The organism is Flavobacterium sp. 1 (assembly GCF_002797935.1).
Classification (GTDB): Bacteria; Bacteroidota; Bacteroidia; order Flavobacteriales; family Flavobacteriaceae; genus Flavobacterium.
This window is the reverse complement of the sequence record NZ_PGER01000001.1, coordinates 2,663,374-2,675,925: the sequence shown is the minus strand read 5'-3', so window position 1 is coordinate 2,675,925 and position 12,552 is coordinate 2,663,374. Positions and strand designations below refer to the sequence as shown.

Here is a 12,552-nt window from a genome sequence, read left to right as displayed (position 1 = left end):
AATACGTTAATTCAAACAATAACATGTGTAAAAGAGAAATAAAAACCTTTATACATTTTATTCACAATCCAAATTTTCTTCATGTTTTTTATAAAATCTTTACACAGAAAAATTCTAATCCAAAATTGGGCTTGCTGTCAGTTCTTCTTCTGTTGTTTTTTACTTTGATCTGGAAAATGTTTTCAAGTATCTTATTTTTTAATAACTTATTTATGAGGTTTCTTTAAAATATATATCCAGATGTAATTATGCCAAAGCTACTTAATAATCGATTAAATATATAATTTAATTGGTAAAAAGTGTGTTTTCAACATCATTTGTAGTATTAATACTTGTTCTTATAGTGTGTTTTATTAAGTAATTATAATAAAATCGGTGTTGGTAAAGTTTATCGTTTTTGAATAAAAATATTTTTTAACTATCAATCGAGTGTTTATGCTTAAATCGATCAATTTTGATTTTTTTTATAAAATGAGGATGATTTTTTGAATGTATTTTGTTTTATGCAAAAAATAGAATTGACTCAAAAATGGATACCTTTGCAGTCAAAAGAAAAAAAGAAAAGCATGAAAATAAATCTTAAAAGCGGTATTGATAAACTCATTTTCGGAATGAAGCAAAATGACGTTATTGCCATTTATGGTAAGCCAAATAAAAATTATAATGACGAAGACGATAATGTGATTTTTGTTTATAATAATCTTAAAATCCGTATGACTTTTTACAAAGATGAAGAGTTGAAATTAGGATATCTAGTGGCTTCCAGTCCTAATTTAGAATTATTCGGAAACAAAATAATAGCCAAAAAAATAAGTGATGTCAAAAAGATCTGGCACAAAAAGGAATTACCAAATTTACTCAAGAAGAGTTTGATACTTTCGAAAATTATTTTAATGAGGAGAATTGGATTATTTTTCAAACCGAATTTGATGAGGTTGTCAAATTTGAAATAGGAGCAATAATCAACAGCAAAGATGAATTTGAATGGAAGTTTAAAAAATAATTTTCAGATTTTTTCAAAAAGATAAAAGCCACGATATATTAGATATTTATCGTGGCTTTTTTATGCTGAAGTTAAAATTTATTGCTGTTTTTCAAACATTTCCAATTCGAAAATTAAAGAGGCATTTGGCGGAATCACACCTCCGGCACCTCTCTCCCCATAAGCGAGATTGGAGGGTATAAACAGAATAGTTTTTTCGCCATAAGACATGGTGGCAATTCCTTCTAAAAATCCCGGGATTAAGCCCTCTTTTTTTCCAGCTGTAAATGGAAATGATTTGTAGCCGTTTTGAGCAGCTCTGTTTTCATCAAACTTTCCATAAGCTTTGCTTACCTCTTCATAACTGCTGTCAAAAAGTGTTCCGTCTTCAAAATAACCGGCATAGTGGAAGTAGAAAGTAGATCCGTCAGCAGGTTTAATGCCGTTTCCTTTTGTTACTACAGTATAAGCTAATCCGGATGGAGTAGTGGTAGCTTTGGCTTTTTCAGCTGCAAAATAAGCCACTTTTGCTTTAATAACAGGAGCATATTTTTCTAAATATACTCTTTTGGTTTCTGCATCAATAGCTGCTTGTTTTTTCTTGTTTTCGGCATCTATTGCTGCCTGTTTTTTTTGATCTTCTGATTTATTGTTAAAATAATCAGAGAATACTTTTACAGCATCAAATTTTTTAGCCAAATCTCCTTTTCTGGTTATGGTAATTTTTGTGATAACATCATCTTGAACAATGGAGTTAACAATACCCATTCCTTGTGTTACCTGACCAAAAATAGTATGTTTTCCTGTAAGCCAAGGCGTGTCTTTATGCGTAATGAAAAATTGGCTTCCATTAGTTGCCGGTCCAGAATTTGCCATAGCTAATATTCCTGCTTTGTCAAATTTGGAATCATTAAACTCATCTTTGAAATCATAACCAGGTCCGCCAGAACCGTTGCCTTCAGGATCTCCTCCCTGTATCATGAAATCGTTTATTACCCTATGGAATTTTAAACCATCAAAAAAAGGTTTCCCTTTTAATCTTTCAACAGTTACGAATGGGTTTTTCCCTTCGGCCAGACTTATAAAGTTTGCTGCAGTAACAGGTGTTTTTTGATAAAATAACTGAACAGTTATGTTTCCTTTATTGGTTGCAATTGTAGCAAAAATACCTTCAGCAGCTACGGCTGGTTTTGCTGCTGTGGCTACAGGTTTTTTTGATACAGCTTTATTCTTAGTATTTTGTGCATGTAAATTGAATACTCCTAAAAAGAGTAATAATATGATTTTAGATTTCATTTTTTAGAATATTTATAGGTTGAAAAATAGTTGCTTAGATTCTTAGTAGTTCAATATCTTTTTTAATTAGGCATTTTATCCATTAATTCTATTTCGAAAATAATATTGGTGTTTGGCGGAATTACATCCCCAGCTCCGGCTTCTCCATAAGCAAGATGTGAAGGAATGAAGATTACAGCTTTGTCTCCAATTGCCATTTTTTCGATACCTTCTATAAAACCTGGAATTAAACCGTCTTTTTTTCCTATTTGAAAAGGAATTGGAATGTATTGTTTCGCCGCAGCTCTTGCCGGATCGAATTTACCAAATGTTTGAGAAACACTTTCAATACTGGAATCAAATAAAGTACCGTTTTCTAAAAATCCGGCATAATGGATATAAACGGTAGATCCTACAGCAGGCTTTTTACCATTGCCTTTTCTAGTAATTGTATATTGAAGTCCTGTGGCAGTTTTCACAGCCTTGTTTTTTAATGCTGTAAATGAAGCTGATTTTTGATCGCAAACTGCTTTATATTTGATTTCGTATTCTTTTTTTGCAGCCGCCTCAGCCGCTACTTTTTGTTTTTGAATTTCTGATTCTATTTTGAAATAATCGTAGAAAGTTTTTTTGGCATCAAATTTTTTGGCATCTTCACCATTTCTGATAATGGTTATGCTTTTTATAAAATCATCCTGCTCTATTTTATTGACAACTTCTAGGTTATAATCTACGACATGTCCAAAAATAGTATGCTTTCCATCAAGCCAAGGAGTCTCTAAATGGGTGATAAAAAATTGACTGCTGTTTGTTCCAGGACCGTTATTTGCCATTGCCAAAATTCCTCCTTTATCAAATCTCAAATCAGAAAACTCATCTTTGAATTTATAGCCAGTATCTCCAGACCCTGTTCTTAAAGGATCACCGGTTTGTATCATAAAATCTTTAATTACCCTGTGAAATTTTAATCCATTAAAAAATGGTTTTCCTTTTAGAGTGTCATTTACAACAAACTCGTTTTCACCTTCTGCCAATGTGATAAAATTAGCAACAGTTACTGGCGCTTTTTTATAATCTAATTCTAGTATGATGCTGCCTTTGTTGGTCTCAATTTCGGCATATAAACCATCTGGTAAATTGTTGTGTTCTTTGTTGCAGGAAATCAAAGCTGTAATAAGCAACAGCACAAATAAAACATTTCTTTTCATTCTGAATTCTTTTTAATTTGTTAAGGTATCTTTTATGTTAGATTTTACGGGTGCATTTACTTTTGGGACAGTTGCTGTTATTGGCTGTATTTGTTTGTTATATTCTGCTTCGGGCATGAAATCATTGAGGGTTACAGTACAGAATAAAGGCTGGTTAGTTCCTATTTTGTTATTGTCTCCATGATATCCATATCCCATGTGTGAAGTGAAAAGAAAGTGTACTTTTTCTTTTTTTCGCATTAATTTGATTCCGTCTCTCAATCCCATCATGATTTCCTGTTTGTCGACTTTGTAGATTTGAGGCTCTAACTCTTCTTGTGAATAAATAATATTTCCATTCAAATCTTTTATTTCATAATCAAATAATGCAATATCTCCTTTCTTTGGATTAAGGGTGTCATTAAGATTTCTAGTCTCATAATAATACCAATATCCTTTTTTGGACGCAATGTACTGTTTGGTCGGGTCATTCTTAATCACAGCTTCAATTTGGTCTTCCTCATTTGCTATCATTTTTTTATTTCTAGCAATTGATTGTTTCATGAAGCTTCCTGATGAATGCGAAATAGGTTTTCTCGCTTCTTGAGGCTGTTTGCAGCTTGATGCCAAAAATGCAGAGAAAAACACAATTAATAATACTTTAAAATAATTCATAGGGGCTATATTTTTAAATTTTGTACTAAACTTTCAAATTTATTGATGGTTTCTTCCATAGAAACTTCCGATTTTCCTCCAGCTGCGTTACTGTGTCCGCCTCCTTGAAAATGATCTCTGGCAAATTGATTTACATCGAAATCCCCTTGAGAGCGGAAAGAAATTTTGATAATTCCTTCTTCTTTGTTTTCGATAAAAATGGCTGTGAATACAATGCCTTTTATGCTTAAACCATAATTAACAATACCTTCGGTATCTCCTTTTATATAATCAAAACTGTTTAATTCCTCTTGTGTTAATGCAGTGTATGACGTTTTATGATTCATCATAACTTTCATATTCTGCAAAGCGCGACCTAACAGCTGCAGGCGGTTATAAGAACTATTATCAAACAATAAAGCAGGAATTAATGTGTTTTCGACTCCAAGGTCAATTAATTCTGCTACGATTCTGTGTGTTGTTCCTGTGGTTTTTGGAAAGCGGAACGAACCGGAATCTGTTAATATTCCAGTGTAGATGCAGGTTGCAATCGTTTTGTCTAAATCTTGTTTTTTATCCAAAAAAGAAATGAAGTTATAAATCATTTCACAGGTTGACCCAAAAGCAACATCCGAATAGGTATAAGCTGCATAATTATCCGGTTTTTGATGATGATCGATCATGATAAACGGTGCAGAAAGTTTTTCTAAAACCTGCTCCATTTCGCCCACTCTGTGAAGCGCATTAAAATCTAAAGTAAAAATAAGTTCTGCATTCTCTAGGATTTTGGTGCAGTTTTCTTTGTCTTTTTCATATATTTTAACTGTTTCAGAGCCTGGCATCCAAGCTAGAAAATCTGGAAAATCATTTGGAGAAATCACTGTTGGATAGTGACTATTTTTTAGCAAAAAATGATATAATGCTAATGTTGAACCCATGGCGTCTCCGTCTGGACCTCTATGCGGAATTATGGCAATCTTTTTTGGCGTTGATAATAACAACTGTATCGCTTGTATGTCTTGTATATTCATAGTCTGCGAAATTACATTTTTTAAGTAATAGTTGAAAACTTTTAAGAAATTATAAAGAAATATAGGTTAGAGGTATTTCAATCCTTTTTTTCTAATGTTTTGGTACAAAATAGATTTAGGACCTTTCACAATTTGCGATTTGTAAATCCCGACATTTCCCGAAAAAAAGTAAGCGATGATGCAGGCAATTCCAATATAAACGCCACAATTAATTCCAAAAAGCTCCATCCCCATAATAGTGCAGGCAATAGGAGTGTGGGTTGCCCCCGAAAAAACAGCCACAAATCCCATTCCGGCCAATAAAGCTATTGGCAGAGGAACACAAACGGATAGAGCACTTCCCAAGGTTGCGCCCACAAAAAAAAGCGGGGTAACTTCACCACCTTTAAATCCGGCTCCAAGTGTAAAACCTGTAAAAAGTATTTTTAAAAGAAAATCAAACGGTGCATTAGGAACAGTAAAAGCTTCAACAATCATGGGAACTCCCAGTCCTATATATTTTGTGGTGCCAATAAAATAAATAGCAACTGCCAAAATGGTTCCACCAATGAAAGGTCTTAATGGAGGGTATTTTATGTTTTTCGAAAATAATTTTCCCCAAAAATGGGTGCTTCGGGAAAAAAGCAACGCAGTAAATCCAAATAAAATGCTCACGATAATTATCCAAAAGAAAGCAGTAAAATTCATGTCGGGAACTGCAGGAATATTGTAATGAGTGTGCTTTATTTTCCAGAATTCAACCGTAAAATATGCGATGTAGGCTACAGCAAAAGACAATACAGCACTTTTGAAATTAATTCTGCTGAAAAAGACAATTTCCAAGGCAAAAATTGCTCCAGCTAATGGAGTTCCAAAAACGGATGCAAAACCAGCACTGATTCCCAGAATGATTAGGATTCTCTTTTCTGAATGATTGAGTTTGAAAATTGAGGAGCAGACATCAGCGATTGCACCTCCCATCTGTACTGCTGTTCCTTCTCTTCCTGCCGATCCTCCAAACAGATGAGTGATTAATGTACCCAAAAGAACCAACGGAGCCATCATAAAAGGAATCCTTTTTTCGGGTTTGTTGTATTCTTCTAAAAGGAGATTGTTCCCTTTTGTAATTTTGGAATCTGATATAAAGTAAAGATATCCAATAAGTAATCCTCCAAAGGGCAGGAGCCAAATAATCCAAGTATTTTGAATTCTGATTTGGGTTACAAATTCTAATGAGACTAAAAACAAGGCTGATGCTGATCCAGAAAAAATGCCTATCAGACAGCAAATGAAAAACCATTTGAGTGTGATAAGCATTATTTGTTTTATTTTTTGAAAATCCATTAACTGCAATACTTTTTAAGCTAATAAGTGTTGCAATTTATAGTATTTTTTAGAATTATTCCGATGCAATTGCAGTAAATTCAATTTCAACTAAATATTCTGGAGCAACCAATTGGTTAATGCCGTAAAATCCTGTTGTTGGCTTGATGTCTTTAAAGAAAGTAGCATGTGCAGTTGCAACCGCTTCAAATGTTGATACATCTGTTGTAAAAATTCGAGTGCGGATTACATCTTTCATTCCCACATTAAGATCTTCCAATACTTTTTCGACTCTTTCAAGAATGTTTAAAGTTTGTGCGTGAGCATCATCTGCTTTTACTTTTTCACCATCTACTATGGCAACAGTTCCGGATACTTCGATGATATTTCCGATGCGTACTGCGCGACAATATCCCATTTTGTCTTCCCAAGGCGATCCGGTTAAGATGTTTTCTCTTTTCATTATTTAGTTTTTTTAAGTTTGTTAATTGCTGTTTAATGCGTTATTCTAAATTATAGATGAATTTCGATTAAAGCGCGAATTTATAAAAATTAGAATTAAAAAAAGAGTCACTTTTGGGACAGTTGTATTATTGTGATTGAATTGGGCTTTTTATCACAAAATCGTAGAGATATTTTTAATTTATTCGGATTACTTACATAAAAACCTAAGCTTGTATGAAGTTTGTTTAGACATAATGCTTAATGAATCTTAATGCCTTAGTGGTAAAAAAAAATCAAATTGTATAATTAATTGCAAAAAAGCATCATGTTTCCCTTTAGCCCTGATCGAAGCGATATCCTTTTTATTTTTCCTTTAAAAATAAAAAGATTTAGCGAAGAGCAGGAACCATATAACCAAAAATGGCTAGTGTTTCTGCTTCAAAAAATAATGACAGAACTTAAGGATTTAGAATTTCTTAACAGCTCTGCAAAAATAAATTATGTTAGTTTTGTGATTCTATAAGTATTGTTTTTTTATTTTTGGAATATGTTTTAAGGCAAAAAACCTACTTTTTTAATATTATGAGGCAGATATATTTATTTATTTTTCTAATAGGTTTTATAACTTGTTCGCAGGCTCAAGTAGAGTTTGGGGGTAAGTTTAAAGGGATTCCCCCTGCAAATATCAAACCCAAACCAGAAAAGATGGACATACCGCCAACGAATCCAAATGTTCCTGTAATTATTCCTCCAAATGTTTATAAAAGCCCAAATATAATTCAATCGCCTCCGAATCCAGTTGACGATTATAAGGTAAAAACCAAAAGTGAAATGTCAATGATTCCCAAGAATGAGTTTATCAATCCTGGAGATGAAGTGAAAGACAGACTGAATAAAAGAACTGACCGGCAAGAAGGATTGGCTTATCGCCGTAATCAAAATTTAGGAACTTTTAAATCCACTGCCAATGCAGCCACAGTTATGTACAGGGATGCCCAATATGTCGACGGTGATTTGATTCGGGTGTATCTAAACGGAGTAATTATACAATCTCAAGTGTATTTGGACAGTAATTTTAAAGGTTTTGAAATCACGCTGAAAAAAGGATTTAACAAGATTGATTTTGAAGCATTAAATCAGGGGGATTCAGGTCCCAACACAGCCGAATTCAAAGTTTATGATGATAAAAAGAATTTAATTTCGGCTAGTGAATGGAATTTAGGAACCGGATTTAAAGCTACTATTATTATTGTTAAAGAATAACTGGCTGTTTTTACTTAAAAAGGATCTGCTGTTACTTTGAATTTCATATTTGCTTTTACCTCTATATCTTGGGTAACAGTTTCTTTTGTTATTACTTTGGTTCGTATTTTATAACTGGAAGCTTTAATGTATTTATCTAGTTTTTGAGATGTGCAGGTTAGGCTGATTGTATTTGCGGATGAATTGATATTATCGAGAAACGCTAATTCAATTTCGTCATCTGCAGTTGTAGAAATATACATGTGAACTGATTTTAGAAAACTGAATGTTTTATCTGCAGGGCTTGTAATGCTCAGTTTTATTTCTTTCAGTGTTACATCTTTAACCAAATCTGCATCAGTATTATTATTCTTGAATTCGGCTGACGAATTGGTCGTAACATCTGGAGTTGCTACATCGAACGGTGTGTTTATTGATAGTCCGTTATTAATTTTGAATGTGGTTTCATTAGAAATTGTGAAAGTCAGTAATTTATCCACTTCACTGCATGAAACAGCAAATAGGCATAAAATTGCCATTGTTAAAATTGTGATTTTTTTTGTTTTCATTTTTAAAAAATTAAGATTTGAGCTTTTTTAACAGCATCCATAGAGGTTCTGTTACTTACTTTAACGGGCTAATGTTAGAATTAGTATTAAATAAAAAGCGACTGAATGTAAACGGCGATTTATTTTAGAATTATAAGACAGAATATTATCTGTTTGTTTCAAGACCCTTTTAACCTTGATAATTATTGTTTTTTTGACTGATTTTTTTGAATTTATTTAATTCATTGGGCTAAAATGAATGAAAGTTATTGGATAAAAATAAAATAGAAATTTTTCAAAATACCATTTTTCAATTCCGAATATATAAAGTATTTTTGCGCATGCAACACAACGTACTTATTTTAGATTTCGGATCGCAATATACACAGCTTATTGCGCGTAGAGTTCGCGAATTAAATATATTCTGCGAAATTTTTCCTTACAATCATTTTCCGAGTGATTTATCAAGTTATAAAGCCGTAATTCTTGGAGGAAGCCCATTTTCTGTTAGAGGAGATGATGCACCACATCCGGATTTATCACAAATTAGAGGTAAACTACCAATGCTTGCCGTTTGTTACGGAGCGCAATACCTAGCCCATTTTAGTGGTGGTGAAGTTGCGGCTTCAAACACCAGAGAATATGGTAGAGCGAATTTGTCCTATATTAAGGAAGACGAAACGTTCTTTGAGGGTGTTTCTGAAAACAGCCAGGTTTGGATGAGCCATAGCGATAGTATTAAAGCATTGCCTGCTAACGGAGTAAAATTGGCAAGCACACATGATGTGGAATATGCTGCTTACAAAATAGAAGGAGAAACTACTTATGCTATTCAATACCATCCAGAAGTTTTTCACTCTACTGATGGTTCAAAAATGTTGGAGAACTTTTTAGTAAAAATTGCTGAGGTTCCTCAAAATTTCACGCCAAATGCTTTCGTTGAAGAAATCGTGGCTGAAATGAAAGAAAAAATCGGAAACGACAAAGTTGTTTTGGGTCTCTCAGGAGGTGTAGATTCAACAGTAGCTGCTGTTTTATTGCATAAAGCGATTGGAAAAAACTTGTATTGTATTTTCGTAAATAACGGATTGCTTCGCAAAAATGAATTCCAAAGCGTTTTAGATCAATACGAAGGAATGGGACTGAACGTAAAAGGAGTAGATGCTTCTCAGCGTTTTTATGATGCCTTAGCCGGAGTTAGTGATCCAGAATTAAAAAGAAAAGCCATTGGTAACGCATTTATCGAAGTCTTTGATGTTGAATCACATCGCATAGAAGACGTTACTTGGCTAGCTCAAGGAACTATATATCCTGATGTTATTGAATCAGTTTCGGTAAAAGGACCATCTGCAACTATCAAATCACACCATAATGTAGGTGGTTTGCCAGATTATATGAAATTGAAGATTGTTGAACCTTTGCGTATGCTTTTCAAAGACGAAGTGCGCAGAGTAGGAGCAACTTTAGGAATCGATCCAGAATTATTAGGAAGACACCCTTTTCCAGGACCTGGATTATCTATTCGTATTTTAGGTGATATTACTTTAGAGAAAATACAAATTTTGCAGGATGTGGATAAAGTTTTTATCGACGGATTAAAATCTTGGGGACTGTATGATAAAGTTTGGCAGGCAGGAGCTATTTTACTTCCTGTAAACAGCGTTGGAGTAATGGGCGATGAACGTACTTATGAAAAAGTGGTAGCACTTCGCGCAGTAGAATCTACTGATGGAATGACTGCTGACTGGGTACATTTGCCTTATGAATTCTTAATGAAAGTATCCAATGATATTATCAATAAAGTTAAAGGCGTGAATCGTGTCGTTTACGATATTAGTTCAAAACCACCTGCAACAATTGAGTGGGAATAGTAATTTTTTTAACATTAAGTCGTTACATTTGTAACGACTTAATTGTTTAAACCTACTTATTTATGAAAGAATTTTCAAGATTTTTATTGGTTGTTGCTTTTGTATCAAATGTCTCTTTTGGACAGCAATCAACAGCTAAGCATGCAGTTTTGAAAGGCGAAACAATCCCCCAAATCGCTCAAAACTACAAAACTACACCTTCTGAAATTTATAGATTAAATCCAGAAGCACAAAACGGAATTTCAGAAAATCAAGTACTGAATGTTCCTGAATTACTCCCCCAAACTCCAAATTCGATTACGCATACTGTTGCTCCAAAAGAAACACTGTTTGGATTGGCTGCAAAATATAATGTTAAAGCAGAAGTTATTCAAAATGCTAATCCGGATTTATTGGTTAATGGACTGCAGGTTGGTCAGCAATTGATTATTCCGCAGGATTCTAAAACTGAAACCGCATCATCGAAAAATACTCATTTAGTACAGCCCAAAGAATCATTATTTAGTATTGCCAGACTTTATAATGTATCTGTTGAAGATTTGGATAAAGCCAATGCAGTTCTTCTAAAAAACGGACTGCAGATCGGACAGGAAATTACGATTCCAAATAAAAAGAAAACGCTTGACGGAAGAGTAAGAGTTATCAATGCAGAAACTGTTTTTTATGTGGTAAAACCAAAAGAAACTAAGTATTCTATAGCCAAACAATTTGGAATTACTGTTGAACAATTGGAATCCCAAAATCCAGAAATTGTAAACGGATTGACCGAAGGAAATAAATTAGCTATCAATGTAAAGGAAGTAAAGCCAACCAATGAAAATGAAGAGCTGATGCTTGCTTTGGCGGAAAAACAAGTGGTAGTTGAAAAATCAAAAGCAAATACAAAAGAGATTAACAGCTTGAAGCAGAAGCTTGTGCTGCAGGAAGAAATCAATCAGAAGGTAATCAAGGTAAATGGGCTTTTGATTAATCTGAAAGAAATTGATAATACCAAAGAAGGTTCTGCCGAAAAACTTAAATTGGTTTTAGAAGCAAATAAAAACATACAGGAAATTCTTTTGGTAAAATTAGATTCATTGGTAAATACGATGAGTAAAGATTTAACTGATTTGAAGAAAACAGAATTAGTTGATCTTGATGAATCTATTCGCCTGCAAAAGATTTCTAACGAAAATATTCAAAAAACAAATGAATTATCACTGCAGCTAAAAAAACAATTGGCTGAAAACAGAAAAGTATATTCAGGTTTAATGGACAAAGCGGAGCGCATTGCTGTAGAAGAAAACCAAGAGTACAAAAAAAGCATTAGGGAAAACAGTAAGACACAGCCAGCTAATGCAAAAGCTGTGAAATTGACTCCCGCCGAATTAAGAACCATGGAAATGCAGCAGCGTGTTCGTGATTTAAACAACATAAAGCTGATTACAAAATTGGATTCTTTGAATAATGAAAGCAAAGCCGAATTGAGACTGCATATCAGTAAAGCTGATTTTTACAGTAAGCAAGCCAGAACTTTTGATGATAATTTAGCCAAATTAAAAAATAAGAGCTATCAAAATAAAGCATCCGAAACTCAAGCAAAAACTAAAACAGCAGCAGTTTCAAAAACGCTTACATTGGAACAGGTGAAAAAGGAATTGGCTAAACAGCCGGCTAAAGTTAAGGCAGTCAAAATAGAGAAAGTAGAAGGTGTGAAGGATTTGAAAGCTGGTTATTATGTTGTATTAGGAAACTTTCAGGATGCGAAGCAAAGAGATGCTTTTATCAAGAAACTGTCAGATTCAGGTTCTTTAGAAAGTAATTTCTTTTATAATATAAATCTGCTTTCCTATTATGTGTATTCAAAAATAGCAGCTACTAAAGAAGAGGCTCAATACGAATGCATTCAAAAGGCAGGGAAACCTCTTTTTGAAAAAATGTTTATTGCAAATGTAGTTTCTGAGTAATTCAATTAAAGAATAAATTAACAATCTTTAGAGGAAGTATCTGTTATAAAGACAGTATTTTTACTAAAAT

At 33.4% G+C, this 12,552-nt stretch carries 10 protein-coding genes and 1 pseudogene; 4 read left to right on the top strand and 7 right to left on the bottom strand.

What is annotated here, in order from left to right:
• Positions 1 to 566 precede the first annotated feature (566 nt).
• Positions 567 to 1,003, top strand: a pseudogene (locus CLU83_RS10745) (hypothetical protein).
• Between the two features lie 78 nt (positions 1,004 to 1,081).
• Here CLU83_RS10745 and CLU83_RS10740 read toward each other — a convergent pair.
• The 6 genes from CLU83_RS10740 to CLU83_RS10715 form a co-directional block, all read right to left on the bottom strand.
• Positions 1,082 to 2,278: a peptidylprolyl isomerase gene (locus CLU83_RS10740; RefSeq protein ID WP_100431605.1), complete on the bottom strand. Its 1,197-nt coding sequence runs from the start codon at positions 2,276 to 2,278 to the stop codon at positions 1,082 to 1,084.
• A gap of 62 nt (positions 2,279 to 2,340) precedes the next feature.
• The gene (locus CLU83_RS10735) at positions 2,341 to 3,465 is read right to left on the bottom strand and encodes a peptidylprolyl isomerase (RefSeq protein ID WP_100431604.1); all 1,125 of its coding nucleotides are present in this window, start codon (positions 3,463 to 3,465) and stop codon (positions 2,341 to 2,343) included.
• A gap of 12 nt (positions 3,466 to 3,477) precedes the next feature.
• Positions 3,478 to 4,119, bottom strand: a complete 642-nt coding sequence (gene gldI, locus CLU83_RS10730) for a gliding motility-associated peptidyl-prolyl isomerase GldI (RefSeq protein ID WP_100431603.1) — start codon at positions 4,117 to 4,119, stop codon at positions 3,478 to 3,480.
• A gap of 5 nt (positions 4,120 to 4,124) precedes the next feature.
• Positions 4,125 to 5,129 carry a bifunctional oligoribonuclease/PAP phosphatase NrnA gene (locus tag CLU83_RS10725; RefSeq protein ID WP_100431602.1) on the bottom strand — a complete coding sequence of 335 codons (1,005 nt, stop codon included), beginning with the start codon at positions 5,127 to 5,129 and terminating at the stop codon, positions 4,125 to 4,127.
• Between the two features lie 66 nt (positions 5,130 to 5,195).
• Entirely contained in the window at positions 5,196 to 6,452 is a 1,257-nt protein-coding gene (locus tag CLU83_RS10720) for a voltage-gated chloride channel family protein (RefSeq protein WP_100431601.1), read from the bottom strand.
• A gap of 55 nt (positions 6,453 to 6,507) precedes the next feature.
• Positions 6,508 to 6,894, bottom strand: coding sequence for a RidA family protein (locus CLU83_RS10715; protein WP_100431600.1), 387 nt, complete (start codon positions 6,892 to 6,894; stop codon positions 6,508 to 6,510).
• A gap of 563 nt (positions 6,895 to 7,457) precedes the next feature.
• On the opposite strand from CLU83_RS10715, the gene CLU83_RS10705 reads away from it, so the two are divergent.
• Positions 7,458 to 8,138, top strand: a complete 681-nt coding sequence (locus tag CLU83_RS10705) for a hypothetical protein (protein WP_100431598.1) — start codon at positions 7,458 to 7,460, stop codon at positions 8,136 to 8,138.
• A gap of 14 nt (positions 8,139 to 8,152) precedes the next feature.
• Here CLU83_RS10705 and CLU83_RS10700 read toward each other — a convergent pair whose 3' ends face one another.
• A complete protein-coding gene (locus tag CLU83_RS10700) occupies positions 8,153 to 8,686 on the bottom strand; it encodes a hypothetical protein (RefSeq protein ID WP_100431597.1) in 534 nt (177 codons plus the stop codon).
• Positions 8,687 to 9,006: 320 nt separating this feature from the next.
• Here CLU83_RS10700 and guaA point away from each other — a divergent pair, with 320 nt between their 5' ends.
• Both guaA and CLU83_RS10690 read left to right on the top strand, forming a co-directional pair.
• On the top strand, positions 9,007 to 10,536 hold the full coding sequence (gene guaA / locus CLU83_RS10695; RefSeq protein WP_100431596.1) for a glutamine-hydrolyzing GMP synthase: 1,530 nt from the start codon (positions 9,007 to 9,009) through the stop codon (positions 10,534 to 10,536).
• A gap of 62 nt (positions 10,537 to 10,598) precedes the next feature.
• Positions 10,599 to 12,482, top strand: coding sequence for a LysM domain-containing protein (locus CLU83_RS10690; RefSeq protein WP_100431595.1), 1,884 nt, complete (start codon positions 10,599 to 10,601; stop codon positions 12,480 to 12,482).
• The last annotated feature ends 70 nt before the right edge of the window (positions 12,483 to 12,552 follow it).

What these genes read in the sequence shown, in the direction of transcription:
- CLU83_RS10700 (WP_100431597.1), bottom strand. Translation starts at nt 8,686, where the DNA reads ATGAAAACAAAAAAAATCACAATTTTAACAATGGCAATTTTATGCCTA.
- CLU83_RS10720 (WP_100431601.1), bottom strand. Translation starts at nt 6,452, where the DNA reads ATGGATTTTCAAAAAATAAAACAAATAATGCTTATCACACTCAAATGG.
- CLU83_RS10735 (WP_100431604.1), bottom strand. Translation starts at nt 3,465, where the DNA reads ATGAAAAGAAATGTTTTATTTGTGCTGTTGCTTATTACAGCTTTGATT.
- CLU83_RS10715 (WP_100431600.1), bottom strand. Translation starts at nt 6,894, where the DNA reads ATGAAAAGAGAAAACATCTTAACCGGATCGCCTTGGGAAGACAAAATG.
- CLU83_RS10740 (WP_100431605.1), bottom strand. Translation starts at nt 2,278, where the DNA reads ATGAAATCTAAAATCATATTATTACTCTTTTTAGGAGTATTCAATTTA.
- gldI (WP_100431603.1), bottom strand. Translation starts at nt 4,119, where the DNA reads ATGAATTATTTTAAAGTATTATTAATTGTGTTTTTCTCTGCATTTTTG.
- CLU83_RS10705 (WP_100431598.1), top strand. Translation starts at nt 7,458, where the DNA reads ATGAGGCAGATATATTTATTTATTTTTCTAATAGGTTTTATAACTTGT.
- guaA (WP_100431596.1), top strand. Translation starts at nt 9,007, where the DNA reads ATGCAACACAACGTACTTATTTTAGATTTCGGATCGCAATATACACAG.
- CLU83_RS10690 (WP_100431595.1), top strand. Translation starts at nt 10,599, where the DNA reads ATGAAAGAATTTTCAAGATTTTTATTGGTTGTTGCTTTTGTATCAAAT.
- CLU83_RS10725 (WP_100431602.1), bottom strand. Translation starts at nt 5,129, where the DNA reads ATGAATATACAAGACATACAAGCGATACAGTTGTTATTATCAACGCCA.